Source organism: Plantactinospora sonchi, assembly GCF_036422035.1.
GTDB classification, from domain to species: Bacteria; Actinomycetota; Actinomycetes; order Mycobacteriales; family Micromonosporaceae; genus Plantactinospora; species Plantactinospora sonchi.
This window is the reverse complement of sequence record NZ_JAZGQK010000033.1, coordinates 26,585-52,270: the sequence shown is the minus strand read 5'-3', so window position 1 is coordinate 52,270 and position 25,686 is coordinate 26,585. Positions and strand designations below refer to the sequence as shown.

At 71.9% G+C, this 25,686-nt stretch carries 24 protein-coding genes; 10 read left to right on the top strand and 14 right to left on the bottom strand.

Features of this window, described 5'->3' with window-relative positions:
* Positions 1-164: 164 nt before the first annotated feature.
* Positions 165-1,145: an ion transporter gene (locus V1633_RS31145; RefSeq protein ID WP_331217883.1), complete on the top strand. Its 981-nt coding sequence runs from the start codon at positions 165-167 to the stop codon at positions 1,143-1,145.
* A gap of 174 nt (positions 1,146-1,319) precedes the next feature.
* Here V1633_RS31145 and V1633_RS31140 read toward each other — a convergent pair whose 3' ends face one another.
* The 4 genes from V1633_RS31140 to V1633_RS31125 all read right to left on the bottom strand — a co-directional run bounded on the left by V1633_RS31140 (position 1,320) and on the right by V1633_RS31125 (position 7,388).
* Positions 1,320-2,900 (bottom strand): pectate lyase family protein, encoded by a 1,581-nt coding sequence (locus V1633_RS31140; RefSeq protein ID WP_331217882.1) that lies wholly within the window; start codon positions 2,898-2,900, stop codon positions 1,320-1,322.
* A gap of 177 nt (positions 2,901-3,077) precedes the next feature.
* The gene (locus V1633_RS31135) at positions 3,078-3,875 is read right to left on the bottom strand and encodes a class I SAM-dependent methyltransferase (protein ID WP_331217881.1); all 798 of its coding nucleotides are present in this window, start codon (positions 3,873-3,875) and stop codon (positions 3,078-3,080) included.
* Positions 3,876-4,042: 167 nt separating this feature from the next.
* On the bottom strand, positions 4,043-6,109 hold the full coding sequence (locus V1633_RS31130; RefSeq protein WP_331217880.1) for a 3-hydroxyacyl-CoA dehydrogenase NAD-binding domain-containing protein: 2,067 nt from the start codon (positions 6,107-6,109) through the stop codon (positions 4,043-4,045).
* A 55-nt stretch (positions 6,110-6,164) separates the two neighbouring features.
* Positions 6,165-7,388 (bottom strand): thiolase family protein, encoded by a 1,224-nt coding sequence (locus V1633_RS31125; RefSeq protein ID WP_331217879.1) that lies wholly within the window; start codon positions 7,386-7,388, stop codon positions 6,165-6,167.
* A gap of 234 nt (positions 7,389-7,622) precedes the next feature.
* Here V1633_RS31125 and galE point away from each other — a divergent pair, with 234 nt between their 5' ends.
* Positions 7,623-8,633, top strand: coding sequence for a UDP-glucose 4-epimerase GalE (galE, locus tag V1633_RS31120; RefSeq protein ID WP_331217878.1), 1,011 nt, complete (start codon positions 7,623-7,625; stop codon positions 8,631-8,633).
* 103 nt (positions 8,634-8,736) lie between these two features.
* Here galE and V1633_RS31115 read toward each other — a convergent pair whose 3' ends face one another.
* The 3 genes from V1633_RS31115 to V1633_RS31105 form a co-directional block, all read right to left on the bottom strand.
* Positions 8,737-9,435: an MBL fold metallo-hydrolase gene (locus V1633_RS31115; RefSeq protein ID WP_331217877.1), complete on the bottom strand. Its 699-nt coding sequence runs from the start codon at positions 9,433-9,435 to the stop codon at positions 8,737-8,739.
* Positions 9,436-9,523: 88 nt separating this feature from the next.
* Complete coding sequence (locus V1633_RS31110) at positions 9,524-10,846, bottom strand: ribonuclease D (protein ID WP_331217876.1); 1,323 nt, start codon at positions 10,844-10,846, stop codon at positions 9,524-9,526.
* A gap of 205 nt (positions 10,847-11,051) precedes the next feature.
* Complete coding sequence (locus tag V1633_RS31105; RefSeq protein WP_331217875.1) at positions 11,052-11,624, bottom strand: DUF3000 domain-containing protein; 573 nt, start codon at positions 11,622-11,624, stop codon at positions 11,052-11,054.
* 267 nt (positions 11,625-11,891) lie between these two features.
* Here V1633_RS31105 and hemE point away from each other — a divergent pair, with 267 nt between their 5' ends.
* From hemE to hemQ, 3 genes are all read left to right on the top strand, one after another.
* Positions 11,892-12,974 carry a uroporphyrinogen decarboxylase gene (hemE, locus tag V1633_RS31100; protein WP_331217874.1) on the top strand — a complete coding sequence of 361 codons (1,083 nt, stop codon included), beginning with the start codon at positions 11,892-11,894 and terminating at the stop codon, positions 12,972-12,974.
* A gap of 96 nt (positions 12,975-13,070) precedes the next feature.
* Positions 13,071-14,513 (top strand): protoporphyrinogen oxidase, encoded by a 1,443-nt coding sequence (gene hemG, locus V1633_RS31095; protein ID WP_331217873.1) that lies wholly within the window; start codon positions 13,071-13,073, stop codon positions 14,511-14,513.
* Complete coding sequence (gene hemQ, locus V1633_RS31090) at positions 14,510-15,226, top strand: hydrogen peroxide-dependent heme synthase (RefSeq protein ID WP_331217872.1); 717 nt, start codon at positions 14,510-14,512, stop codon at positions 15,224-15,226. The genes hemG and hemQ overlap by 4 nt, the downstream gene beginning before the upstream one ends.
* A gap of 101 nt (positions 15,227-15,327) precedes the next feature.
* On the opposite strand, the gene V1633_RS31085 is transcribed toward hemQ, so the two are convergent.
* From V1633_RS31085 to msrB, 3 genes are read right to left on the bottom strand one after another with little or no spacing between them, the layout of a single operon-like run.
* Entirely contained in the window at positions 15,328-15,819 is a 492-nt protein-coding gene (locus V1633_RS31085; RefSeq protein ID WP_331217871.1) for a GNAT family N-acetyltransferase, read from the bottom strand.
* 28 nt (positions 15,820-15,847) lie between these two features.
* Complete coding sequence (locus V1633_RS31080; RefSeq protein WP_331217966.1) at positions 15,848-16,108, bottom strand: Prokaryotic metallothionein; 261 nt, start codon at positions 16,106-16,108, stop codon at positions 15,848-15,850.
* A 34-nt stretch (positions 16,109-16,142) separates the two neighbouring features.
* The gene (msrB, locus tag V1633_RS31075; RefSeq protein WP_331217870.1) at positions 16,143-16,577 is read right to left on the bottom strand and encodes a peptide-methionine (R)-S-oxide reductase MsrB; all 435 of its coding nucleotides are present in this window, start codon (positions 16,575-16,577) and stop codon (positions 16,143-16,145) included.
* 157 nt (positions 16,578-16,734) lie between these two features.
* Between msrB and V1633_RS31070 the strand changes: the two genes are divergently transcribed.
* Together V1633_RS31070 and ligD are read left to right on the top strand one after the other, a co-directional pair.
* Positions 16,735-17,214, top strand: a complete 480-nt coding sequence (locus tag V1633_RS31070) for a hypothetical protein (protein ID WP_331217869.1) — start codon at positions 16,735-16,737, stop codon at positions 17,212-17,214.
* A 107-nt stretch (positions 17,215-17,321) separates the two neighbouring features.
* Positions 17,322-18,359 (top strand): non-homologous end-joining DNA ligase, encoded by a 1,038-nt coding sequence (ligD, locus tag V1633_RS31065; protein WP_331217868.1) that lies wholly within the window; start codon positions 17,322-17,324, stop codon positions 18,357-18,359.
* Positions 18,360-18,417: 58 nt separating this feature from the next.
* Here ligD and V1633_RS31060 read toward each other — a convergent pair whose 3' ends face one another.
* A complete protein-coding gene (locus V1633_RS31060) occupies positions 18,418-18,939 on the bottom strand; it encodes a GNAT family N-acetyltransferase (protein WP_331217867.1) in 522 nt (173 codons plus the stop codon).
* A 136-nt stretch (positions 18,940-19,075) separates the two neighbouring features.
* On the opposite strand from V1633_RS31060, the gene V1633_RS31055 reads away from it, so the two are divergent.
* Both V1633_RS31055 and V1633_RS31050 read left to right on the top strand, forming a co-directional pair.
* Positions 19,076-19,708, top strand: coding sequence for a hypothetical protein (locus V1633_RS31055; protein ID WP_331217866.1), 633 nt, complete (start codon positions 19,076-19,078; stop codon positions 19,706-19,708).
* 444 nt (positions 19,709-20,152) lie between these two features.
* The gene (locus V1633_RS31050) at positions 20,153-21,898 is read left to right on the top strand and encodes a cellulose-binding domain-containing protein (protein ID WP_331217865.1); all 1,746 of its coding nucleotides are present in this window, start codon (positions 20,153-20,155) and stop codon (positions 21,896-21,898) included.
* A 118-nt stretch (positions 21,899-22,016) separates the two neighbouring features.
* On the opposite strand, the gene V1633_RS31045 is transcribed toward V1633_RS31050, so the two are convergent.
* Complete coding sequence (locus tag V1633_RS31045) at positions 22,017-23,609, bottom strand: alpha/beta hydrolase (protein ID WP_407952134.1); 1,593 nt, start codon at positions 23,607-23,609, stop codon at positions 22,017-22,019.
* Between the two features lie 214 nt (positions 23,610-23,823).
* The gene (locus V1633_RS31040; RefSeq protein WP_331217864.1) at positions 23,824-24,921 is read right to left on the bottom strand and encodes an ATP-dependent DNA ligase; all 1,098 of its coding nucleotides are present in this window, start codon (positions 24,919-24,921) and stop codon (positions 23,824-23,826) included.
* Between the two features lie 131 nt (positions 24,922-25,052).
* Here V1633_RS31040 and V1633_RS31035 point away from each other — a divergent pair, with 131 nt between their 5' ends.
* A complete protein-coding gene (locus tag V1633_RS31035) occupies positions 25,053-25,277 on the top strand; it encodes a hypothetical protein (RefSeq protein WP_331217863.1) in 225 nt (74 codons plus the stop codon).
* Between the two features lie 132 nt (positions 25,278-25,409).
* Here the strand turns inward: V1633_RS31035 and V1633_RS31030 are convergent, their stop codons facing one another.
* Positions 25,410-25,613, bottom strand: coding sequence for a hypothetical protein (locus V1633_RS31030; protein ID WP_331217862.1), 204 nt, complete (start codon positions 25,611-25,613; stop codon positions 25,410-25,412).
* Between the last annotated feature and the right edge of the window lie 73 nt (positions 25,614-25,686).

Here is a 25,686-nt window from a genome sequence, read left to right as displayed (position 1 = left end):
GTCAACCGGGCGCCCGCACCGGCACTGCCGTTCCGCCGGCCGAGGGCGTCGCGGCTTACCGGGTACCAGCGCCGACCCGCCGGCGGTGCCCGCCCCGGCGCCCGGACGTGGGCCGCGAACTACGCTGGCCGCCGACAGTTGTCGTCCACAGGGGAGAGAACGGCGTGAGGGAGCTTCCGGCTGCCGTCGGGACACGGGTGGCGGGCTGGTGTACGCGGGTCGTCGAGGCGGACTGGTTCAACACCGCCTCCTTCGGCCTGATCATCGTCAACGCGGTGGTACTCGGGTTGGAGACGTACGACCGGGTGGTCGACCGGGCCGGCGGCGCGCTGTCGGCCGTCGAGTACGTCTGCTTCGCCGCGTTCGCGGTCGAGCTGGTGCTGCGGTTCGGCGCCCAGCTCACGACTCCCGGCCGGTTCTTCCGTGATGGTTGGAACGTCTTCGATCTGGTGATCGTCGCCGCCTCGCTGGTGCCCGGCGCCCGGGAGAACGTCACCCTGCTGCGGCTGCTCCGGCTGGCCCGTGTCGTCCGGGCGGTCCGGCTCTTTCCCGGCCTGCGGGTCATCATCGGCGGTGTGCTGCGCAGCCTGCCGGGGCTGGGCGGTTTCCTGATGGTCGCGACGCTGACCATCTACCTCTACGCGATGGTGGGCTGGATGACCTTCGGCGCCGCCTACCCGGAGCGGTACGGCACCGTCGGCCAGGCGATGCTCACCCTGTTCCTGCTGCTCTCGCTGGACGGCATCACCGACACCCTGGAGGCCGGCCGGCTGGTCTCGGAGTGGAGCATCCTCTACTACGCCTCGTACATCGTGGTGGCGTCGTACCTGTTGACGAACCTGCTGGTCGGCATCGTGCTGAAGGCGCTGGACGAGGCCCACCAGGCGGAACGCCCGACGCCGGGTGCGCCCGCCGTGCCGGCCCTCCCGCCGCCGCCGGACCCGGTGGTGCCGACGCGTGCGACGCCGCCCCCGCCTCCGCCGGCCGATCTCGCGGTCCGGCTGCGCGAGCTGCGCGCCGCGATGGACGCGTTGGAGGCCGAACTGGCCCGGCAGCACCAGGTGGGCGGTGCTGGTGCCCCCGGTCGGCCGGCCACCGGGCGGCGGTCGAAGGCCCAGCGCCGGGCGGCCAGGCTGCGCGCCTGAGCCCGGATGTCCCTTCCGGTCCTCAGCTCGGCCCACCGCTCTGACCTGGCGGCTGCGGCGTCCTGGCGCGGTGCGGCGAGCCTGGCTGTGTGCTGAGGCGGGTGACCGGCCGCGTCCGTCCGGGTGGGCCGGTCAGGCCGGCTCACCCGGGCGGACGGTAGGACCGCGACGTCACTACCCGGCGTACGTCTCGAACTCGGCGAGTCGGGGGGCGCCGTTGGAGCTGGTGATGTCAAACGTGATCTTGCGTAGTGTGGTCGACGGGAAGGTGATGACACCCGCCCCGCTGCCGGAGGTCAGCACGGCGCCGGTGTCGGCGTTGACGACCCGCCAGGACCCGATGCCGCCGGTGGAGCCGGACGCCTCCCTGATGTTGATCCTGGACACCGTGGTGGCGGAGTTCCACTTGATCGAGACGTAACCGGTCGAACCGGCCGGTGACCAGTAGGTGCCCATGTCGTCGTCCCGCACGTTGCCGTAACTCGTCCCGCTGGCCTTGCTGGAGCCGTCGGCGCCGGCCCCGAGGCTGAGGTTCGTCCCGCTGGGCGTGGTCGGGCTCGGCGTGGGGCTGGTCGGGCTCGGCGTGGTCGGCCGGGGTGTCGGGCTGGTCGGCCCGGTCGTCGGATTCTGCGGCACGCAGTTGCCGTTCGACACCTGCAGTCCCTTGTTGGCGCCGGCCGTCTGGCTGACGATGCTCGGCACGCAACTCGCCCCGTCGAGGCTGTACGAGTACGGGATGCTGACCGTGGTGTTGGACTGCGGGTTCGGGCCGGCGGGGTTGGTGTCGTCGCCGGGGGCGGACCAGGTCACGTTGTCGAAGATGTTGCCGCTGACCTGCCAGTAGCCGGCCTCGGAGGTGTAGAAGGTGCCCAGCACGTCCTTCGAGTTCCGGAAGTAGTTGTTGTCCACTCTCGCCCGGGCGCCGGCCCGGGAGTTGATGCCGGACTCGTGCAGGCTCACGTAGTGGTTGTTGTAGATGTGCGCGATGCCGCCACGCAGCAGCGGCGTACGGGAGTCGATGTTCTCGTACAGGTTGTGGTGGTAGGTGATGAAGCCGTTCGAGCGGTCGCTCTCACTCGACCCGACGAGGCCACCCCGGCCGGAGTTGCGCAGCGTGCTGTACGAGAGGGTGACGTACTGGACGTTGTCCTTCAGGTCGAAGAGGCCGTCGAAGCCCTCCGACTCCCCGCCCGACGCCTCCAGGGTGACGTGGTCGACCCAGACGTTGCGGACGGTGCTCTCCATACCGATGGCGTCACCGCCGTTGGACGTGGGTGAGCCCGACTTCTTGACGTTCCGGACGGTCACGTTCTGGATGATGATGTTGCTGGAATCGCGGATGTGGATGCCCAGTTGGTCGAAGACCGCCCCGCCGCCGACCCCGATGATCGTGACGTTGCTGATCTCCTTGAGCTCGATCCTGTCGGCGGCGGTGTTGCAACTGTCGCCCGACACCTTCGTGGTGTTGCCGTGGTTGATGGTCCCCGAGACCTCGATGATGATCGGGGTGCTGCTGCTGGCCCGGCCGCACAGCGCCGTGTGGATCGCGGTTCCGGTGGTGGCCCGCACGGTTTGCCCGCCCGCGCCGCCGGTGGTCCCACCGTTCTGGGTCGCGTACCCGGTGACGCCGCCGACCGCCGCGGATGCCGGTGACGTCGGCACCGCGACCACTAACGGCAGCGCCACCGCGATCGCGGCTCCGGTGGCCGCCGTGGCCAGTGCCGCCTGGACCCGCAGCGCGACTGGTCGTCTCATCTCGCCCCACCTTCGTTGTCGAATGGTGTGGCCGTACCGCCGGCATGCCGGTAGTGGCGTCGCTCGATATGAGCCCGCCTGACCACAGAACGAAACATTGATGAGACGCAATCGTAGGAAAGCGGTTTCCCAAAAAGCAACAGTTGATGTGTGCAGAATGTTTGCAGTGTGTGCGGCTCAGCCAGCCACCGCCGCGCCAGCGTTCTCGGCGGCGTCGCGTGACCTCTCCGGTCCACCAGCGAGCAGCGTGAACGTGTTCGGCAACTGTCCGCGCCAGGCCGCCGCCGAGACGTCGTCCGGTCGCCAGTAGGGCTCGGCGTACTCGGCCAGGTGCAGGACCGTCAGCCCGGCCGAGACCACCGCGTTGACCACGTCGCCGAGGGTCCACTGCCACTCGGTCGCGCCGCCGCCGGGAAAGGTGTCGTTGACGTGCGAGCGGGCGAAGTAGCCCCGGTCCGGGCGGATCCTTGGCCGGTCCTCGTCCCAGCTCCAGAGCGGCACCGCCGGATGCGACTCGTAGACGAAGAGGTGCCCTCCGGGACGGAGCAGCCGGGCGAGGTCCCGTGCCCAGGCGGCCAGGTCCGGCATCCAGATCAGCGCACCCTTGCCGGTGTAGACCAGGTCGGCGCAGCCGTCGCGCAGCGGCACACCGGGCAGCTCGGCGAGGACGTACCGGCAGGCGGCACCCAGCTCGTCCGCGCGGCGCCGGGCCGCGTCGACCGCGACCTCGCTGAAGTCGATGCCGGTGACGGACCGGGCCCCCGCCCGGACCAGGGCGATGTCGTCGAGACCGTGCCCGCTCTGCGGATGTACGACGACCGGTGCCGACCGCAGCAGCGGGCCGAGCAGCTCGCGTTCCCGGGGAAAGAGCGAGGTGCCGGCCCGGGCCTGCGCCAGAAGCTCCGGGTACTCGCGGTGGTGCTTCTCCGAGGCCTGCTCCCAGGCGGCCCGGTTACGCCTCGTCACGATGTCCATACGGTCCACCGTGGAGGGTCGGCCCCGGCCCCGTCCAGCGGGTTCCCGCGATCGCGGTGGTCAGACACCCCGTCCGGCGTGTGCGACGCACGCCGGCGGGGGCCTGACCACCGCGCCCGGGGGGGGGGGGCCACACCCCCGCGACCGGGTTGGGGGAAGGAGAAACGTCAGGCGGGCAGGGTGGCGATCCCCGGCGGCAGGAACCGGCGACCGGTGACCCGCTCCGAGGTGCCGGTCCGGTCCAGGTACGGGGTGATCCCGCCGAGGTGGAACGGCCAGCCGGCACCGAGGATCATGCAGAGGTCGATGTCCTGCGGTTCGGCGACCACACCCTCGTCGAGCATGAGCCGCGCCTCCTCGGCGAGCGCGTCCAGCGCGCGTTGCCGTACCTGCTCGGCGGTCAGCGGCGTGTCGCCGACGGCCAGCAGCTTGGCCACCTCGGGGTTGACCTGGTCGTCGACCAGCAGTGGCTGGCCGGACTCGGCGATCAGTCGCAGGTTCTCGCTGACCCCGAACCGGTCCGGGAAGGCGGCGTGCAGCGTGCCGCCGACGTGGTACGCCACCGCCGGCCCGACGAGTTGCAGCAGCGCCAGCGGCCGCATCGGCAGGCCGAGCGGGTCGAGCGCGGTGTCGGCGACCTCCGGCGGGGTGCCGGCGTCCACGGCGGCGAAGATCTCCCCGAGGAAGCGGGTGAGCAGCCGGTTCACCACGAAGGCCGGCGCGTCGGCGACCAGTACGCAGGACTTCCGCAACTCCTTGCCGACCGCGAACGCGGTGGCCAGGGTGGCCTCGTCGGTCCGCTCGCCCCGGACGATCTCCAGCAGCGGCAGCACCGCGACCGGGTTGAAGAAGTGGAAACCGACCACCCGCTCCGGGTGCTCCAGGTCGGCGGCCATCGCGGTGACCGACAGCGACGAGGTGTTGGTGGCGAGCACCGCCTCCGCGGGCACGATCTTCTCCAGCTCCGCCCAGACCTGCTTCTTCACCGCCAGGTCCTCGAAGACCGCCTCGATCACGAAGTCGGCGTCGGCGAAGACGCCCTTGTCGACCGAGCCGCTGACCAGGCCACGCAGCTTGGCGGCGGTGCCCTCGGCCAGCCGACCCTTGCCGACCAGCTTGTCGATCTCGGCGTGCACGTACGCCACGCCCTTGTCCACCCGGGCCTGGTCCAGGTCGGTCAGCACCACCGGCACCTGGAGCCGACGGACGAAGAGCAGCGCCAACTGCGAGGCCATCAGACCGGCCCCGACCACGCCGACCTTGGTCACCGGGCGGGCCAACGCCTTGTCCGGCGCGCCGGCCGGCCGCTTGGCCCGCCGCTGTACCAGGTCGAACGAGTAGAGACCACTGCGCAGCTCCGGACTGAAGATCAGATCGGCCAGTGCCTCGTCCTCAGCCGCCGTACCGGTGCCGAAATTGGCGTCCTTCGCGAGGGCCAGCAGGTCCAGCGCCCGGTACGCGGACGGGACCGCCCCGTGCAGCTTCTCGTCGAGCAGCTTGCGGGCGAAGTAGAGCACCCCGTCCCACATCTCCCGGTCCACCTCGGGCCGGGTCACCTCGACCTCACCCCGGACCACCCCGGCCGCCCACTCCAGCGAGCGCTCCAGGAAGTCCGCCGGCTCGAAGAGCGCGTCGGCGATGCCCAGTTCGGCGGCCTGCTTCGGCTTGAGCATCTTGTTCTGCATGAGCGGGTTCTGGATCACCACCTGGGCGGCCCCGGCGATCCCGATCAGGTTCGGCAGCAGTTGGGTGCCGCCCCAGCCGGGGACCAGTCCGAGGAACACCTCGGGCAGGGCGAGCGCGGCCGCACCGGCGGAGAGGGTCCGGTAGTGGCAGTGCAGCGCCAGTTCCAGGCCGCCGCCCATCGCCGCGCCGTTGACAAACGCGAACGTCGGCACGGCGCTGTCCCGCAGCCGGGCGAAGACCCGGTGACCGAGCCGGCCGATCTCCAGCGCCTGGTCCCGGTCCGCGATCAGCGGCAGCCCGGTCAGGTCGGCACCGACACTGAAGATGTACGGCTTGCCGGTCACCGCGACGAACGCCGGCTCGGCGGCGAGCGCGTCGGTGATCGCGGCGTCCAGACCGGCCAGCCCGGTCGGGCCGAAGGTGTTCGGCTTCCTGTGGTCGAAGCCGTTGTCGAGGGTGATCAGCGCGGCCGGCCGGTCCAGGCCGGGTACGTCCACCAGCCGCAGCAGCGCCTTCGTCACCACCTCGTTCGGGCTCTCCAGGCTCACTGTGCCACCGTCCGTTCGTGCCGCGGGGCTCGCAGAACCCGCTCACTGCTCGCACTCACTTGTCGTCATCCTCCCGCTGAGTCGGCTGGCTGGACTCCGTCCAGGCCGGGTTCTCCCAGATGACCGTGCCGCCCATGCCGATACCGATGCACATCGCGGTGATGCCGTACCGCACCTCGGGGTGCTCGGCGAACTGACGGGCGAGCTGGGTCATCAGCCGTACGCCGGAGGAGGCGAGCGGGTGGCCGATGGCGATCGCCCCGCCCCACTGGTTGACCCGGGGGTCGTCGTCCGCGATGCCGAAGTGGTCGAGGAAGGCGAGCACCTGCACCGCGAACGCCTCGTTCAGCTCGAACAGGCCGATGTCGTCGATGGTCAGCCCGGCGATCCGCAGCGCCTTCTCGGTGGACGGGATCGGGCCGAAGCCCATCACCTCCGGCTCCACCCCGACGAAGCCGTACGACACCAGCCGCATCGCGATCGGCAGCCCGAGTTCCCGGGCGACGTCCTCGGCGGCGAGCAGGCTGGCGGTGGCGCCGTCGTTGAGCCCGGCCGCGTTTCCGGCGGTCACCTTGCCGTGCGGGCGGAACGGGGTCTTCAGGGTGGCCAGTTTCTCCAGCGAGGTGTCCCGGGGCGCCTCGTCGGCGGTGGCCAGTCCCCAACCGGCCTCCGGGTCCCGGGTGGCGACCGGCACCAGATCGTCCTGCAGCTTGCCGTTGGCGTACGCCTTGGCGGTCTTGACCTGCGAGGCGAGCGCGTACGCGTCGGCCCGTTCCCGGGTGATGTGCGGGACCCGGTCGTGCAGGTTCTCCGCGGTCGAGCCCATCACCAGGGCGGACGGGTCGACCAGCTTCTCGGCCAGGATCCGGGGGTTCGGGTCGACACCCTCGCCCATCGGGTGCCGGCCCATGTGCTCGACACCACCGGCGATCGCCACGTCGTAGGCGCCCATGGCGATGCCGCCGGCGACCGTGGTGACCGCGGTCATCGCGCCCGCGCACATCCGGTCGATGGCGTAGCCCGGGACCGTTTTCGGCAGCCCGGCCAGCAGTGCGGCGGTACGGCCGATGGTGAGGCCCTGGTCGCCGATCTGGGTGGTGGCGGCGATCGCCACCTCGTCGACGCGCTCCGGCGGCAGCTGCGGGTTGCGCCGCAGCAGTTCGCGGATGCAGCGGATCACCAGGTCGTCGGCGCGGGTGTGCGCGTACATGCCACCCGCCTTGCCGAACGGGGTGCGGACGCCGTCGACGAAGACGACGTCCCGGACTTCACGGGGCACTGGAGCCTCCTTTTCGACCATGATCCGACCTTCGGTGCCGACGTACGGCACCACGGACCGGAGTACGGTCGCCGGCACGGGCGTGTACCCCGGATGCTACTAGCCGGTAACTAACGTCGGTCGCGCCGCCACTGTGGTCCGGGCCACACCGTCTCCGGCCGGACCATCGGGACGGTCCGGTAGGTTGACCGCGAAACGTGGACGGACCCCGGATGTGGGCGGAGAGGATCAGGCGTGAAGGTACTGGTTGCGGGAGGCGCCGGTTTCATCGGCAGCACGGTGGCGTCGGCCTGCCTGGACGCCGGCATCGAGCCGGTGATCCTGGACAATCTGGTCACCGGGCGGGTCGAGTTCACCCGGGGACGGATCTTCTACCAGGGCGACATCGCCGACGGGCCGCTGCTGGACCGGATCTTCGCCGAGCACCCGGAGATCGGCGCCGTGGTGCACGCGGCGGCGCTGATCGTCGTACCGGAGTCGGTGGCCGAGCCGCTGCGCTACTACCGGGAGAACGTCGCGAAGTCGATCGACTTCATCGAGCACCTGCTCCGCAACGGCGTACACCGCTACGTCTTCAGCTCGTCGGCCTCGATCTACCAGACCAACGAGGACTTCTCCGTCGACGAGGACTCGCCGCTCGCGCCGACCAGCCCGTACGCCCGTACCAAAGCGGTGATGGAGATGATCCTCGCCGACGCCGCGGCGGCCACCCCGTTGCGCGCGCTGTCGCTGCGCTACTTCAACCCGATCGGTGCCGACCCCGAGCTGCGGACCGGGCTGCAGACCGCACGTCCGACCCACGCCCTCGGCAAGATGATCGGCGCCTACGAGAACGGCGAGGAGTTCCTGATCACCGGGACGGACTGGCCCACCCGGGACGGCTCCGGCATCCGGGACTACGTACACGTCTGGGATCTGGCCCGGGCGCACGTGCAGGCGCTGCTGAAGTTCGACGAGGTCCTGCCCGCCGACGGCGACCGCTCGGTCGAGGTGATCAACCTCGGCACCGGTGAGGGGACCACCGTCCGGGAACTCGTCGCCGCCTTCACCGAGGCGGCCGGCCCGCTGCGGACCGGCGAGGCGCCGCCGCGTCCCGGCGACGGCGCCGGCTCGTTCACCCGCAGCACCCGGGCGCGCGCCCTGCTGGACTGGAAGCCGGAGTTCTCCGTCGCCGACGGCATCCGGCACTCGTTGGCCTGGGCCCGCAAGCGCACCGAGGTCCTCGGGCCCGACACCGCCGCGTAGGCCGGTACGCCGGGCGCCGACCGGAGGGGGGTCACCACCCGGCCCGGTCGGCGCCCGGACCGTTGCGGGGGTCGGTTCCCCGGCGGGCCACCCGGACCCGGGGTCACGTCGTGACGAGGGCAGCCGCCTCCCGCAGCCGCGCGGAGGCGTCACCGAGCACCGGCTCGCCGTGGCCGAAACAGGCCACCTCGACGTCGAGCTCGGCCAGTCGGCGCAGCGACTCCGCCGCCACCGCCCGATCGAGGTGGAACACGCCGAACATCACCTGTCCGCCGTGCTCGGCGGCGATGTCCCCGGTGAGGAGCACGCCGTGCTCGGGCAGGTGCAGGGCCAGACTCCCGTCGGTGTGCCCGGGCGTCGAGATCACCCGTGCGCCGCCGCCGAAGTCGAGCACGTCGCCGTCGCGTACCTCGTCGTCGACCCGGACCGGCGGGGCCGGGACCAGCCCGGCGGCGACCTGGGCGTGCAGGTCCCGCTCGAACGGCGTGAAGTTGGGCGGCGGCCCCGGTCGTTCACCGCGGACGACCGGGGCGTCCAGCGCGTGCGCGACGATTCGCACCGGACCCCACGAGGCCAGTTCGGCGGCCGAACCGGTGTGGTCGTCGTGGAAGTGGGTGAGCACCACGCGGTCGAGATTTCCCGGGGTCAGGCCGAGTTCGGCCAGTCCGGCGGCGATCGCCGGACCGGAACCGGCCTCGCCGGTGTCGACGAGCGTGACCGACGCACCGTCCCGCCAGGCGTAGGCCTGGTATCTGCCCAGCCGTAGCCGGTACAGGCCGGGCCGCAGTTCACTGATGATCATCTTTTCGACCCTACGGGCCGGGTGGGGTGGTATCGCGCCGTTTCGCCGTCAGGGGATCCGCTGACGGCGAAACGGCCACCCGTCCCGTTCAGGCCGACGGTTCGACCAGCGCCGTCGCCAGTTCGTCGGCGATCAGCCCCACCTGCCAGCCCCGGGCGCCGTAGCCGCGCAGCGTCTCGGCGACGGTCTCCGGGGTGATCTCCTCAGGCGGTATCCAGGCCAGCCGGCGGACCGAGTCCGGGGTGATCAGGTTCTCCGGCGGCAGGGTGTGTGCGGCGGCGATCCGGGTCACCACCTCCCGGCAGCGGGCCAGTCGGGCCGCCGCCACCGGATCCCGCTCCGCCCAGCGGTGCGGCGGAGGCGGACCGTCGACCGTCGGGGCGACCGGCAACGCGTCGTCGGGAAGCTGCCGTGCCTCGGCGAGCGCGTCCAGCCAGATCCGGGCGAGCCGGCGTACCGAACGGCCGCCGAAGCCGGGCAGCATCAGCAGGGTGCGTTCGTCCTTCGGATCCATCTCGGCCGCCGCGATGATCGCGGCGTCGGGCAGCACCCGACCGGGGGCGGAGTCGCGGCGGGCCGCGATCTCGTCCCGGGCGTACCAGATCGCCCGGACCCGGGCCTGGGCCCGCGCGCCCCGCACCCGGTGGATGCCCGAGGTACGTCGCCACGGGTCAGGACGCTGCCGCGCCGGCTGGGCGCCCCAGGCCACCAGGGCGGCGAACTCCTCGGCCGCCCACTTCTCCTTGCCCTGCCGCTCCAGTTCCAGCGCCAGCGCGTCCCGCAGGTCGGTGAGCATCTCGACGTCGAGCGCGGCGTAGGTCAGCCAGGACTCCGGCAGCGGCCGGCTGGACCAGTCGGCGGCCGAGTGGTGCTTCTCCAGGGTGAAGCCGAGTAGCTGTTCGGTCAGGGCGGCCAGACCGACCCGCTCGAATCCGGCCAGCCTGGCGGCCAGTTCGGTGTCGAAGAGCCGCCGTGGTCGCAGGCCGAGGTCGGCCAGGCAGGCGAGATCCTGGCTGGCGGCGTGCAGCACCCACTCGGCGTCGGCGATCGCCTCGTCGAGGGTGCTCAGGTCGCCGAGCGGCAGCGGATCGATCAGCGCCGTACCGGCACCGGCCCGGCGCAACTGCACCAGATAGGCCCGTTGGCTGTAGCGGTATCCGGAAGCGCGTTCGGCATCCACCGCGACCGGGCCGGTGCCGGTCGCGAAGCGGCCCACCACCTCGGCCAGACCAGCGGAGGTCTCGACGGGGGCAGGGGTGCCGTCGCGGGGTGTGAGCAGCGGTACGGGCCCGCCGGGCGTTGGGTCGGGCCCCACTGTCTCGGGCACCGGCGCGGGCGCCGGCAGGCTGTGTGGCTCGTCCCCTGCTCGGCGTTGCGCGGCCCGACGGCGCAGGGGTGGTTCGTCGGTCACCTGACAACCCTAGTCTTCGCCCGGATCGCCCCGACGCAGCCGGTCCGGCGTTTCGGGCCCACTGCGGCTCCTGGTGTCGGTGAAGCGATTGAGGCGATCTGCGGACGGTGACGGTGACGACACTCAGGTGGCCGTCGGCGGCCGGTCGGGTCGAACGGCGCCGGCCGGTCCCGGTGGTCCGGGCGGGTGCGACCGGGCGCCCGGGTCAGGCGGCGCCGGCCGGTCGGGAGTGCGGCAGTGCCGTGACGCCCGGCGGCGGAAGCCCGGCGGTGGAGGCCAGCAGGGTGCACCAGGCGAGCAGGTGCGCCCGCAGGTCGTCGTCGGTCGGGGTCCAGGAGGCGCGGATCTCGATGTCACCGGCGGCCGGCGGGCCGGCCAGATCGCCGAACCGGGTCGACATGGTCTGGGTCACCGTGCCGCCGATCGCCCGGTATCCGGCCTCCCGCGCCTCCAGGGCATCGGTCAGCCAGGTCCAGCCGACCCCGGGAAGCAGCGGATCGGCGGCCAGGTCGATCTCCAGTTCGGCGGTGACGTAGGTGACCAGCCGCAGGGTCCCCTCCCACGCCTCGTGGCCGGCCGGGTCGTGCAGCAGGATGAGCCGCCCGGTCGCCACCTCGTCGCCGTCGCGGTGCACCGTGGCGCTGAGCGCGAAGGCGTACGGGGCGAGCCGCTGCGGCGCCCCGACCTCCTCGAGGACGATCTCCTCGCGCGGCACCGCCGAGCGCAACCCCGCCACCGCACGGGCGAAGGTCTCGGGCTGCACGATCGGGGGGGCCATATCCGCAGCCTAAGCCGATCGTGGGCGCGGTGGGGGAGCGCCGCGCCGTAGTCGGGACCGTGACGGGGGAGCGGCGCGCCGTAATGCCGCCCCGGCAACCGCTCCGCCTAGCCCGGTCGGCACTGCCGCCGATCCGGCATCGGCCGGCCCGGCCGCCCCGCCACGGGTCGCGGTCGCCGGAGGTCGGTCCCGGCCGGTGAGCCGCCTACGCCACAAAACCCGGCGCTGCGCGACGCCCCTCCCGGCCCGCGTGGCACGATTGCGCCGATGAGCGCCACGAGTAAGGGCAATGCCGCCCGAGACGACAAACCGGCCGTGTCCGGGCCCGCCGATTCGCCGTTCGTCCGGGCCTGTCGGCGGCAGCCGGTGCCGCACACCCCGGTCTGGTTCATGCGGCAGGCCGGCCGGTCGCTGCCGGAGTACCGCAAGGTACGCGAGGGCATCGGCATGCTGGACTCCTGCCGACGTCCCGAACTGGTCGCCGAGATCACCCTCCAGCCGGTCCGCCGACACGGCGTCGACGCGGCGGTCCTGTTCAGCGACATCGTCGTACCGGTGGCGGCGGCCGGGGTGGACCTGGACATCGTGCCCGGGACGGGACCGGTGGTGGCCGAGCCGGTGCGGACCCTCGACGACGTGGCCCGGATCCGGGTCATCGACCCCACCGACGTGTCCTTTGTGGACGAGGCGGTACGCCTGCTCGTCGCGGAACTCGGCGACACCCCGCTGATCGGGTTCGCCGGCGCGCCGTTCACCCTCGCCAGCTACCTCGTCGAGGGTGGGCCGTCCCGCAACCACGTACGGACCAAGGCGCTGATGCACGGCGCGCCCGACGTCTGGCACGCGCTGCTGGGCCGGCTCGCCGAGATCACCCTCGCCTTCCTCCGGGTGCAGATCGCTGCGGGCGTCTCCGCCGTGCAGCTCTTCGACTCCTGGGCCGGAGCGCTCTCCGAGGCCGACTACCGCCGGTTCGTGCTGCCGTACTCGACGACCGTGCTGAACGGGCTCGCCGACGCGGGCGTACCGAGGATCCACTTCGGGGTCGGCACCGCCGAACTGCTCACCGCGATGGGCGAGGCCGGGGCGGACGTGGTCGGGGTCGACTGGCGTACCCCGCTGGACGCGGCGACGGTGCGGATCGGGCAGGACAAGGCGGTACAGGGCAACCTCGACCCGGCGGTGCTGTTCGCGCCGTGGCCGGTCGTCGAGGCCGAGGTGCGCCGGATCCTCACCGAGGGGACGGCCACCCCGGGGCACGTGTTCAACCTCGGTCACGGGGTACTTCCGGAGACTGATCCCGACGTACTGACCCGGGTCGCAGCCCTGGTCCACGAGGCGTCCGCAGGCTGAGCGGAGCGAGGTGGGGGGCGTGAGCGAGCGGAGCGAGCGAACGGGTTGGCTCAGGGTTCGGGCTCACGACGACGCCGAGCGGAGCGAGGTGGGGGCGTGAGCGAGCGGGCGGTGCGGATCGCGGTGGTCGGCGGCGGTATCGCCGGGCTGGCCGCAGCGGTACGGCTGCGCGACCGGCTGCCCGCCGACACCCGGATCACCGTGTACGAGCAGTCGGGCGCGCTCGGCGGCAAACTCCGTACCGGCTCACTGGCCGGTTCGACGGTCGAGTTCGGCGCCGAGGCGTTCCTGGTCCGTGATCCGGCCGGTGGCGACTCCGCCGCGGTGGCCCTGGCCCGACGGGTCGGGCTCGGCGACGCGCTGGTACACCCGGCGACCGGGCGGGCGGCGCTGGCGATCGGTGGCGAGCTGCGTCCGGTGCCCCCGGGCACCCTGGTCGGCGTACCGGGAGACCTGGCGGCGGTGACGACGGTGGCCCGCCCGGAGACGGAGCGCGACCACGACGGCGGTCGGCCGCTGCTCGGCCCGGACGAGGACGTCACGGTCGGCGACCTGGTCCGGCGCCGGCTCGGCGCCGAGGTGGTCGACCGGCTGGTCGACCCGATGCTCGGCGGGGTCTACGCCGGCCGGGCCGACGAACTGTCGCTGGCCGCCACGATGCCGGCGCTGGCCCGGGCGGCCCGGACGGAGGCGACGCTGAGCGGTGCGGTCCGGGCGGCCCAGGCGGCGACGCCCCGGCCCCCGGGGGCCCCGGTCTTCGCCACCGTCGCCGGCGGGGTGAGCCGACTGGTGGCCGCCGCCGCCGAGGCGAGCGGTGCCGAGATCCGGCTGAACGCGGCGGTCCGGGAGCTGATCCCGGTCCCGGGTGGCTGGCGGCTGGTCATCGGCCCGACCCGGGATCCGGAACTGGCCGAGGTCGACGCGGTGGTGCTGGCGCTGCCGGCCCGCCCGGCGGCCCGACTGCTGGCCGGGGTCGACGTCGCGGTCGGCGCCCTGGTCGGCCGGCTCGACTACGCCAGCGTGGCGCTGGTCAGTCTGGCCCTGCCCGCTCCGGCCGCCGATCTGCTGCCGGCCGACCTCTCCGGCTTCCTGGTGCCGCCGGGGGAGGGGACCCTGATCAAGGCGGCGACGTTCTTCACCACCAAGTGGGCGCACCTGCGGCGGGCCGACGGTACGGTGCTGGTCCGCGCCTCGGTCGGCCGGTACGGCGAGGAACACCTGCTGCAGCGGGCCGACGACGAACTGGTCTCGACCGTGCACCGGGAACTCGGCACGCTGGTCGCCGGCGGTGCCGGGGACGGGGCACGGCTGCCCGTACCGGTCGCCAGTCACGTGCAGCGCTGGGGCGGCGCCCTGCCGCAGTACACCCCCGGCCATCTGGACCGGGTCGCCGCCGCCCGGACCGCGTTGCGGGACGCGTACCCGACCCTGGCGCTGGCCGGCGCCGGCTACGACGGGGTGGGGATCCCGATCTGCGTACGGTCCGGTGAGACGGCGGCGGAGGACATCATCAAGGTGTGGGGAGCATCGAGAGCATGAGTGCGGAACAGACGTCGGAGCAGAGCAACGCGGCCCGGCTGCGGGAGTTGAACGCGAGCATCCGGTACACCATGTGGTCGGTGTTCCGGGCCACCGGCCCGCTGCCGGAGGCCAGGGACGGCATCGTGGCCGAGGTCGAGTCGCTGGTCGAGGAACTGGCCGGCAAGGACGTGGTGGTCCGGGGCAGTTACGACGTCTCCGGGTTGCGCGCCGACGCGGACCTGATGATCTGGTGGCACTCGTCGTCCAGCGACGCGCTCCAGGAGGCGTACGGGCGGCTGCGGCGGACCGCGCTCGGCCGGCACCTGGCCCCGGTCTGGTCGCAGATGGCGCTGCACCGGCCGGCCGAGTTCAACAAGAGCCACATCCCGGCGTTCCTGGCCGGTGAGCCGGCCCGGAACTACATCTGCGTCTACCCGTTCGTCCGTTCCTACGAGTGGTACCTGCTGCCCGACGTCGAGCGTCGGGAGATGCTGGCCGAGCACGGCATGTTGGCGCGCGGCTACCCGGACGTCCGGGCCAACACGGTGGCCTCGTTCGCGCTCGGCGACTACGAGTGGATGCTCGCCTTCGAGGCCGACGAGCTGCACCGGATCGTGGACCTGATGCGTGACCTGCGGGCCTCCCGGGCCCGCCGGCACGTCCGCGAGGAGGTGCCGTTCTACACCGGTCGCCGCCGGGGTATCGGCGAGCTGGTCGACACCCTGCCCTGAGCTGCCGTGTAAGGAAGGGCCCCTTCTTATCGCTTCTTGTATAGGAAGGGGCCCTTCCTAACACCTCAGGTTCGGGGGCGTCGTTGTCGAGCCGCGGGCGGTCAGGCCGGTTCGCGCCGCATCGGTACGTGCGCGATGCCGTCCTCGACGTACTCGGGGCCGCTGGGGGTGAAGCCGAAGCGGGCGTAGAAGCCGACCAGGTAGGCCTGTGCCTCCAGGACGCAGGGCCGGGCGCCGACCACGGTCAACGCCTCGGTCATCAGTCGCCCGGCGAGACCCTCACCCCGGGCCTGCGGAGCCACCACCACCCGGCCGATCCGGGCTACCGCGCCGGGCTCCCCGGCGGGACCCGGATCGGCGAGCAGACGCAGGTACGCCAGCGGCACGCCGTCCCGGGCGAACCACAGGTGCCGGGTGCCGGGCTCGACGTCCCGCCCGTCCAGTTCCGGGTAGGCGCACGCCTGCTCGACGACAAACACGTCCACCCGCAGTCGTAGGAGGTCGTGCAGGGTGTGGGTGGAGAGGTCGGCGAAGGAGGCGATCCGGAGGTCGAGGTGGCCCGAGGGCGGTGTCTGTGTCGGCTGGGCGTGCATTCCGGAATGGTAGGCAGCGCCGGGCGGCTCAGGCGGGTCGGGCTCCGACCGCGTCCCGGATCTCCGCGCCGCGTTCGCCCTCGACCACCCGGGCGCAGTGGCCACAGCAGAAGAAGCGTCCGGAGACCTCCACCCCGTGGCCGAGGATCCGGACGCCGCAGTGTTCGCAGACCGGGGCGAGCTTGTGTGCCGCGCACTCGAACGAGTCGAACGTGTGCACGTCGCCGCTCACCGTACGGATCTCGAACGCCATCCAGTAGTCGTTGCCGCAGACCTCGCAGGACGCCATGACAAATCCCCCGTTTCGGACATCTGTCACGATCCTACGGGGTTGACGGGTCCAGGCGCATGGAGATCGAGTTGATGCAGTACCGGGCGTTCGTCGGTGTGTAGCCCTCGCCGTCGAACCGGTGCCCGAGGTGGGAGTCGCAGCGGGCGCACCGCACCTCGACCCGGACCATGCCGAGCGAGCGGTCCTCCAGGTAGCGGATGGCGCCCGGCAGTGCCTGGTCGAAGCTCGGCCAGCCGCAGTGCGAGTCGAATTTCGTGTCGCTGGAGAAGAGTTCCGCGCCACAGGCCCGGCAGTGGTACATGCCCCGGGTCTTCGTGTCCACGTACTCGCCGGTCCAGGCGCGTTCCGTGCCGGCCTGGCGTAGCACCCGGAACTCCTCCGGGCTGAGCCGTACCCGCCACTCCTCCTCGCTGGTGGGCAGCCCGCTGCCCTGGTCGAGCGGAAGATCCTTGTTGTCGGCAGCCATACCCCTACGGTACGGCGGCGATCTTCCACCCGGTAACGACCCTGGGTGATTCGGATCTCGACCGGTGGCAATCACCGGCCGCCCGGCGACTCGTTGACCAGACATGCGGGCGGCCACTCGGCCGGGTGGTATCAGACGGAGGCGGCACCGACGACCGGTGCTGGCCGAATACCGGCTGACCTGGCGACAGGCGCTGACGCACGGGCTCCGCGCGGGCGGGCTGGGCAGCGCGGTGCTGCTCGCCGCGGTCGCCGTGGCACCCGGCGCGCGGGACCTGCCGGACCTGGCCTGGGTCCTGATCCTGGCCCCGCTGCCGTCCGGACTGCTCTGCGGCACGGCGCTGCGCTCCTGGGCCGGTACGACGCTGGACGGGGCCGGGGTGCGGAGCCGGAGCTACGGCCCGTACGCCTTCGCGCCCTGGTCGCGGGTGGTCGACGTCCGGGCGGAGCGCCGCCGGGGACGTACCCTCGTCGCGGTCTACCTCGCCGACGGCGCGGTGCTGCGACTGCGCGTGCCCTACGACGGCGGCCCGCTCGACCGGGACCCGCGTTTCGAGCAGAAGCTCGTGATGATCGCCCAGCTCTGGGAGGAACACCGGTACGGCTGCGCGTCCGCCGACGCCGGCCTCCGGCCGTGAACGCCGCCCGGACCGGGGTGGAACCCGACCCCGGCTCCGGTTCCGTCGCGGGCCGCCATCCCCGCGTCGGGCGGCTCGACGTCACACCGGTGGCATAGGGTCGGCGCATGGCTGGTGGTGGCACCGCGAAGGCGAAGCCCGTCGAGGTCGAGGTGGCCGGGCACACGGTACGGCTGAGCAGCCCGGACCGGGTCTACTTCCCGCGCCGGGGCTTCACCAAGAAGGACATGTTCGACTACTACCTGGCGGTCGGCGAGGGCATCATGCGGGCCCTCGGCAACCGGCCGACCGCGCTGCAGCGCTTCCCCGAGGGCATCGAGGGGGAGATGTTCTACCAGAAGCGGGTGCCGGCCCGTGGCGTGCCGCCGTGGATCCAGACCGCCAAGATCCAGTTTCCGAGCGGCCGGAGCGCCGACGAACTCTGCCCCGCCGACCTCGCGCACGTCGCCTGGGCCGCCCAGATGGGCACCGTGGTCTTCCATCCCTGGCCGGTCCGGGGCAACGACGTGGACCGCCCCGACGAGCTGCGCATCGACCTCGACCCGCAGCCCGGCACCGACTTCGCCGACGCGGTGGAGGCGGCCGGCGAGGTGCGGGCGCTGCTGGCCGAACTCGGCGCGGTCGGCTGGCCGAAGACCTCCGGCGGCCGAGGTGTGCACATCTACCTGCGGATCCCGCCCCGGTGGACCTTCACCGAGGTACGTCGATCGGTGATCGCCTTCGCCCGGGAGATCGAACGACGTCGCCCCGACCTGGTCACCACCTCATGGTGGAAGGAGGAACGCGGCGAGAAGGTGTTCCTGGACTACAACCAGATGGCCCGGGACCGGACCATCGCCTGCGCCTACTCGCTGCGCGCCAACGCCCGGGCCACCGTCTCCACCCCGGTCACCTGGGACGAGTTGCCCCACGTCGAGCCGGACGACTTCGACCTGCGGACCGTGCCGGAGCGGATCGCGAAGATCGGCGACCCGCACGCCGGGATCGACGACAGCCCGTGGGACATCACCCCGCTGTTGGAGTGGGCCGACCGTGACGAGCGGGACGGCGCCGGCGGCGACCTGCCGTACCCGCCCGACCATCCGAAGATGCCGGGCGAACCGAAGCGGGTGCAGCCCTCCAAGGACCGCGACCGCAGAGCCTGAGCCGGCCGGACGTGCGTCCGGCCACCAGCGGAGTCACCTCTGCCCGCCCGGTGCCGCCTCAGGCGGTGGTGAGCGGGCCGCCGGCACGGGCTCCAGGGGTGTCCGTGATCCTCGGTGGCGCCAGTTTCATGCCCTCGTGGCTGTCCTCGAAACCGAGCGACGTGTAGAACCGGTGCGCGTCCGTACGCCGCTTGTCGGTGGTCAACTGGACCAGCCCGCAGCCGCGCTCCCGGGCCTGGTCCACCGCCCAGGTGATCATCCGTCGGCCGATCCCGATCCCGCGCAGGTCGGCGCGGACCCGTACCGCCTCGATCTGCAGGCGTTCGGCGCCCCGTCGGCTCAGCGACGGGATGAAGGTGAGCTGCATGGTGCCGACCGGCTCGCCGTCCCGTTCCACGACGATCAGCTCGTTGCGCGGGTCGGCGTCGACCGCCTCGAAGCCGGCCCAGTAGGCGGCGTCGATCTCCTCGCTCACCGGATGGTCGGGGTCCCGGGCGGCGCTCACCTCGTCGTCGAGCAGCATCGCCACGATCGCCGGTACGTCCGCACGGCGCGCGGTACGGAAGATCAGCTCAGTCATCGGGTCAGCCTGACACACCCGACTTCATGATCACGATGCGGTCGTCTTGCAACCACCGGGCATACGGGTTACATTTCAACTGCATTGCAAAACGCCGGCCGGCCCGGTGTCCCTGCGGCGAAAGCGAGGCAGTGCGGTGGAACGCTCGTCCCTGGTCCGAACGGCCGTCGCCTACGAGTCGGCCATGTGGCGCAGTCTCTTCCGCTGGGTGCTGCGCCGCCCGGTCTCGTACCCGCCCGGGGCGGTGACGTTCAGCTACCTCGGGGTGGTGCGGCCGATCCTCGTCATGTTCATCGTGCTCTCCGCCGTGGAGATCCCGATCTTCGATCTGATCATCGCCCGGCTCGTACCGTGGCAACCGGCCCGCTACCTCGTCCTGGCGTTGGGCGTCTACGGGTTGATCTGGATGCTCGGGCTGTTCGCGATGCTCCAACTCCACCCGCACGTCCTCGACGACACCGGCATCCGGGTACGCAACGGCATCAGCCTCGATCTGACCATCCCGTGGGACGGTGTCGCGGCCGTGCACAAGCGGTACCGGTCGTTGCCCTCCGGCAAGGGCGTCCAGGTCGAACGCGACGACAGTGGACCGATCGTGAACCTCGGTGTGGGCAGCCAGACCAGTGTGGACGTCGTGCTCCGGGAACCGGTCCGGCTGGCCCTGCCCAAGGGGCCCAGCGAGCCGACCGACCGGGTCCGCATCTACGCCGACGATCCGGACGCGTTCGTCGCCTCCGCGCGGCGCCACATCACCGCGCCGACCCGCTGAGAGCGCCCCGCGCGGCCCCGCGTCGACCGCCCGGTTCGGCGGCGGTCGTGGGTCGACGATCCGTTGTCCGATGGTGCTGATCCGCGCCGCCCGGCTGAGCCCGGCGGCGCGGTTTCGGGTCCGTCCGGCGGGGCGACGCCGCGGCGACGGTTGGCCGTGATCTTCGACGCTCGACCGTCCGCGCTGGTCAGGGCACGGTTCAGTCGGCCGGACCGGGGTCTGCCCGGCGCGCGTTGACAGCAACGAAACGGTCAGTAACATAGATAGAAACATTTCGATGGATGCGCTCCCATCCTCGCCGAACGGTCCGCACCGACGCCACTCGACCGGCGCGGACCGTGCTCACCCCAGAGCAGGTACGCCCGCTCCGTACCTTCCCGACCGGTCCCCGTCCCGAGGGAGCACCCCGTCGACCCATCCCGCCTTCGTTTGGAGGATCAGGAGATGCGTATCCACCGCTATCGGTCCCGGCTGTGGTCAGCCGCGACGGTAGCCGCCGTGGTCGCCGCGAGCGGGGCGGCCATCACCGTCGCCGCGCCCGCCGCTGCCGCCGCCGGCTGCCGTGTGACCTACTCCGTCGGCTCACAGTGGCAGGGCGGCTTCACCGCTTCGGTCGCCGTCGCCAACCTCGGCGACCCGGTCAGCTCCTGGACGCTCACCTGGAGCTACCCGTCCGGTCAGCGGGTCACCCAGGCCTGGAACGCCACCGTGTCGCAGAGCGGCAGCCAGGTCACCGCCCGCAACGCCACCTACAACGGCAGCCTCGGCACCGGGGCGAGCACCTCGTTCGGTTTCAACGGCACCTGGACCGGCAGCAACACCGCGCCGACCGAGTTCTCGATGAACGGTACCGCCTGCACCGGTGCGGTCGGCGAACCGACCACACCACCGACCACACCCCCCACCGGCCAACCGACCACCCCGCCGACCACGCCACCGACCACCGCACCGCCCGGGCCGGTGACCTGGGGCACGGCGCTTCCGCCCGCCGGCGCGGTCAACAGCCGGGCCTACGAGCTGATCGCGACCGCGAACGACAAGGGTTACCAGCCCCGGTCCGGCGAGTGCTCGGTCGAGATCCACGCGCGGTACTGGACGTACGGGCCGGACGGCAAGGTCTACCCGACCTGGCACCCGACCCGGGACCCCGGTGGTTGCAACTTCGGCCACGAACACGGTGACGACCCCCGGCCGTCCGACCTGTACAGCACCGTCGGCTGGCCGGCGTTCGGCTACACCAGCGAGGTGATGCTGGACAACATGGCCGAGCACAGCCACCGGCACGAGGACCACGTCGGGCACAAGGTGCTCACGGTCAACAACGTCAACGTGATCCAGGGTGACAACGGCACCAGCTTCTTCCCGCCGCAGGGCACCACGATCGCGACCTGCGACACGCTGCTCAAGTTCCACCAGGGCACCCACTCGCCGGACGCGTTCAGCAACAACGTCCACGAACTGCTCTTCAACCAGCGCTGCACCGCGAGCAACGGTGGCCAGGTCACCGAGGCCCGGTACAACGCGATGATCCCGCTCGGGCGGGCCGGGGGATTCAGCCCCAGCGAATGCCCGGGCTTCGGCGGCCAGTTCATCAACGTCACGCCGCCGGTGCCGGCGGACTCGCCGTCGGACACCCGCTCACTGGGTCGGCTGATCACCGAGCCGGGTTGTGTGCAGGCGATCCGCGAGGGCCGCACCCACTACGACCCGCTCTACCCCAACCCGGTGCCGTTCACCGTCTCCGACATGGACGACTTCTGGTTCTCCGACTTCTCGGTGACGGGCTCCGGGCTGAACTTCCGGCTCGCGCCACTGTTCTACGTGGTCAACCCGTCGCGCTACTACGACCCGACCAAGCCGAACAACCTGGGCCGGATCGTGGACCTGTGCTACACGAACCTCGCGGGTGGCGACTACTGCAACCAGGCCCGCCAGGCCGGGCAGAACCTCGCCTGGGACGACCCGCGCTCACCGTTCAAGGGCACCCTGCGGGAGTTCCGGCCGGGCACCTTCCAGGTGCAGAACAGCGGCCCGACCACGGTCTACACCGACGTGTACGGCCGCAACGCCGCCAGTACGCCGTTCGCCGGCTCGATCAAGCAGTACTTCTCCGGCAGCCAGTCCTCGACCATGTACGTCCGGGGCGCCACCAGGGACTGGAACGCCACCGGGGTGCACGCCCCCAACTGACGGATCCTCCACGGCGGGACCGATCCCACGGCGGTTCCGCCACCGGGGATCAACCACGGCGGGGCCCCCCCCGCCCCGTGTGTGGCCGCCGGCACCGGCGCGGCGGTCGGAAGCGTGGTCAGCGCGCCGGGCAGCGCTCGCCCTCGGCCGGCACCTTCAGGTCGACCAGGTAGGCGTCGACCGCGTCGGTGATGCACCGGGTCTGCGGATACGCGGTGTGCCCTTCACCCTCCCAGGTCAGCACCCGGCCGACGCCGAGCATGTCGGCCAGCTTCGCCGTCTGCTCGTACGGCGTCGCCGGGTCACCGGTCGTGCCGACCACCACGATCGGCGGCGCGCCGACCGCCGCCCCGGTCGGATACGGATCCCGCTGAGCCGGCCAGAACTCGCAGCTCAGCATCCCCACCGCGAGCGGGGCGCCGAACAGCGGATACTTCGTGCGCCACTGCGACTGCAGGGCGCGGATCCGGTCCACCCCGGGCCGGGACTCGTCGTCGGCGCAGTTCACCGCGAGATTGGCGTCGAAGAGGTTGGTGTAGTGGCCCTCGGCGTCCCGTTCGGCGTACGCGTCGGCCAGGTCGAAGACGCCCTTGGGGTTGCCGCCCCGCAACGACTCGATCGCGGCGGCGAGCTTCTCCCAGCCGGACTCGGTGTAGAGCGAGGAGATCACCGCGTAGAAGACCCAACCGGCGGTCGCCTCCCGGCCGCCCTCGCCGCGTACCGGGGAGGCCTGGGCCTTGTCGAGCGCCTCGGTCACCGCCGCCCGCGCGTCCGGGGCGATCGGGCAGTCGCGCGGCGTGCGCGCGCACCAGTTCGTGAAGTTGTCGAACGCCCGCTCGAACCCCTTGGCCTGGCTCTCCGAGCCGGCGATCAGATCCTGTCTCGGGTCGACCGCGCCGTCGAGCACCAACGCCCGGACGTTGCGGGGAAAGAGCTGCGCGTACGTCGCCCCGAGCAGGGTGCCGTAGGAGAAGCCGAGGTAGTTGAGCTTCTCGTCGCCGACCGCGGTCCGGATCGCGTCCATGTCCCGGGCCGCCTGCTCGGTGGAGAAGAGGCGCAACCGCTCGCCGTACCGGTCACCGCAGGTTTCCCCGATCCTGCGGTTCAGCGCGACCAGGCCGTCGAAGCTGGCCTGGCTCTCCGGGTCCGGCTCGTAGCCGAAGGTGCTGTCCAGGTCGGCGTCGGAGATGCACTTGACCGGCGAGGAACGGGAGACGCCCCGGGGGTCGAAGCCGATGATGTCGAACCGCCGGGTCACGTCGTCGGGCAGCCCGCCGAAGGAGGGCCCGAACGACAGGTAGACCGCCGAGTCGATGCCGGAACCGCCCGGGCCGCCCGGGTTGATCAGCAGCGAGCCGATCCGGTTCTGCTGCTTGCTGGAGCGGACGCGCAGCAGGGCGATCTCCAGGTTGCTGCCGTCGCCGGTCGCCTTACCGGTGGTCGCGTTCCAGTCCCCGGGTACGGCGATCGTGGCGCAGTCGTACCGCATGTTCGCCGCGCCACGTCCGACAAGCTTGCGCGGGATGTCCGGACAGGGCTTCCAGTCCGGGGCGCCGGCGGTGCTCGCCGGGCCACGCCGGTTGTTGTCACCGCCCCGGTCGAACCCCGGCAGGGTGCAGCCGGCGGCCAGCAGGACAACCGCGAGGAAGCCGGCGACGGGCAGGCGACGGAAACCGGCGGTGGAGAACCGGCGAGGGTGCGTGCGAACCAAGAGAATCCTCCGTGATCTTCTCCGATCGCCAGGTTACGCGGTCCGGGCGAACGGCGGGGTGCGACCGCCGAGCCCCGGCGGGCCGGGGCGGCGGGCGGTGTCCAGGGTCAGGGGCGGGGAGCGTCCGGTGTCCGGCGCGGTCCCGGGTCAGGGACCGCCGGGGTGCGACGGTGGCCGGCTTCCGGCTGCCGTCCGGGGCCAGGGCGGGCCGGGGTCAGGCGGTGGTCGTCGGGTCGCCGCGCAGCACCTGGTCGACGTCGAACCGGATCGGGCGGTCGAGCTGGTCGTATCCGCAGGAGCGGGGCTGCCGGTCGGGCCGCCAGCGGACGAACTGGGCGGTGTGCCGGAACCGGTCGCCTTCCATCGCGTCGTAGCCGACCTCGGCGACCAGCTCCGGCCGCAGCGGCTCCCACTCCAGGCTCTTGGTGCCGGACCACCGGCTCGGCCCGCCCGGGACCCGCTGCCCGCCGGTGTGGTCGCCGTGCAGCCACGGATGCGTGGCGGCGACCTCGTCACCCCGGTACGGCGCCAGCTCGTCCAGCAGTTCCTTGCGCCGGGTGGCGGTGAACGACGCCGACACGCCGACGTGGTGCAGCACCCCCGCCTCGTCGTAGAGCCCCAGCAGCAGCGAGCCGACCACCGGGCCGGACTTGTGCCAGCGGAAGCCGGCGACCACCACGTCGGCGGTCCGGGTGTGCTTGACCTTGAACATGAGCCGCTTGCCCGGCTCGTACGGGATGTCGGCCGGCTTGGCGACCAGCCCGTCCAGCCCGGCCCCCTCGAAGATCTCGAACCAGCGGTGAGCGGTCGCCAGGTCGGTGGTGGTCTGGGTGACGTGCACCGGCGGGACCACCGCGCCGAGTGCCTCGACCAGCCGGGCGCGGCGCCGCTCGTACGGCTGGTCGAGCAGCGCCTCGTCGTCGAGGGCGAGCAGGTCGAAGGCGACGAAGTCGGCCGGGGTGGTCTCGGCCAGCATGTTCACCCGGGAGGCGGCCGGGTGGATGCGCTGGCTCAGCAGCTCGAAGTCGAGCCGGGGTTGGCCGCCCGGGCCGTCCCGGCGGATCACGATCAGCTCGCCGTCGACCGCGCACCGGGTCGGCAGCTGTGCGCGGGCCTGGGCGACGACCTCGGGGAAGTAGCGGGTGAGGGTCTTGCCGCCCCGGCTGGCCAGCTCGACCTCGTCGCCGTCCCGGAAGACGATGCAGCGGAAGCCGTCCCACTTCGGCTCGTACGTCATGCCGTCGCCGGTCGGGATCTTCGGCACGCTTCTGGCCAGCATCGGCTCGACCGGCGGGTTGATCGGCAGCTTCACCCGGCCAAGTCAACCAGATCGCCGCGACCCGGTGGGGTGGCTCGGGCGTCCCAGCCGCCCCGAACGCCCCACCAGCACCGTACCGACCGGGTGATGAGAAGGTTTTCGCAGGTCAGGGCTATGTTCGCGGGATGCGGGGCTGGGTGTGCTCCTGCTGCGGACGGTGGCAGGTGAGTGTCGAACGGGTCGGTGGGCGGTACCTGTACCGGTTGGCGTACCGGTACCGGCGGGAGGTCGGCGGGGTGGACGTGGTCGGCGAGGTGGCTGACGTGGCCGGCCTGGAACGCCTGCTGGCGACGCGTACCCCGGTGCGGCTGGCCGACCTGCGGGAGATGCCGGCGACACGGGTCGGCTGACCGGCTGCGCGACCCGCTCCGGGCATTGGTCTGACGGGGCTGCGGTTCGATCGGCTCACCACGCCGGGCGGGACGCCTCCCCGCGTACCGGGTGAGCCGATCGGCCGTTGGTACTACTGGGCCTGGCTCCTGTTACAGGGTCTTCGCGATCTCCGCCAGCACGTCGGCCGGAACCTCCACCGCCGTCTCGTGTGGCGGAATGTCGAGCTGGGAGAGGGCCTCAGGGTCGGAGATCCGCCAGCCCTGGACGACGAAGGTGCCACGGTCGGTGCGGTACAGCGACGGGCAGTTGTTGACCTGTGACTGAGCAGTCTTGCGAACAAAGGTGAGCTTCACATTCGTGCCTTTCGCTCCTTTACGCCGCTTCAGCCTGATGCCTGGCGACCTGTGACGCATTATGCAGCTATTC

Excerpts from the sequence above, each read along its gene's own strand:
- V1633_RS31140 (WP_331217882.1), bottom strand. The coding sequence starts at position 2,900 with ATGAGACGACCAGTCGCGCTGCGGGTCCAGGCGGCACTGGCCACGGCG.
- V1633_RS31135 (WP_331217881.1), bottom strand. The coding sequence starts at position 3,875 with ATGGACATCGTGACGAGGCGTAACCGGGCCGCCTGGGAGCAGGCCTCG.
- V1633_RS31115 (WP_331217877.1), bottom strand. The coding sequence starts at position 9,435 with ATGATCATCAGTGAACTGCGGCCCGGCCTGTACCGGCTACGGCTGGGC.
- V1633_RS31105 (WP_331217875.1), bottom strand. The coding sequence starts at position 11,624 with ATGGCCCCCCCGATCGTGCAGCCCGAGACCTTCGCCCGTGCGGTGGCG.
- hemE (WP_331217874.1), top strand. The coding sequence starts at position 11,892 with ATGAGCGCCACGAGTAAGGGCAATGCCGCCCGAGACGACAAACCGGCC.
- hemQ (WP_331217872.1), top strand. The coding sequence starts at position 14,510 with ATGAGTGCGGAACAGACGTCGGAGCAGAGCAACGCGGCCCGGCTGCGG.
- V1633_RS31085 (WP_331217871.1), bottom strand. The coding sequence starts at position 15,819 with ATGCACGCCCAGCCGACACAGACACCGCCCTCGGGCCACCTCGACCTC.
- V1633_RS31080 (WP_331217966.1), bottom strand. The coding sequence starts at position 16,108 with ATGGCGTCCTGCGAGGTCTGCGGCAACGACTACTGGATGGCGTTCGAG.
- msrB (WP_331217870.1), bottom strand. The coding sequence starts at position 16,577 with ATGGCTGCCGACAACAAGGATCTTCCGCTCGACCAGGGCAGCGGGCTG.
- ligD (WP_331217868.1), top strand. The coding sequence starts at position 17,322 with ATGGCTGGTGGTGGCACCGCGAAGGCGAAGCCCGTCGAGGTCGAGGTG.
- V1633_RS31060 (WP_331217867.1), bottom strand. The coding sequence starts at position 18,939 with ATGACTGAGCTGATCTTCCGTACCGCGCGCCGTGCGGACGTACCGGCG.
- V1633_RS31050 (WP_331217865.1), top strand. The coding sequence starts at position 20,153 with ATGCGTATCCACCGCTATCGGTCCCGGCTGTGGTCAGCCGCGACGGTA.
- V1633_RS31035 (WP_331217863.1), top strand. The coding sequence starts at position 25,053 with ATGCGGGGCTGGGTGTGCTCCTGCTGCGGACGGTGGCAGGTGAGTGTC.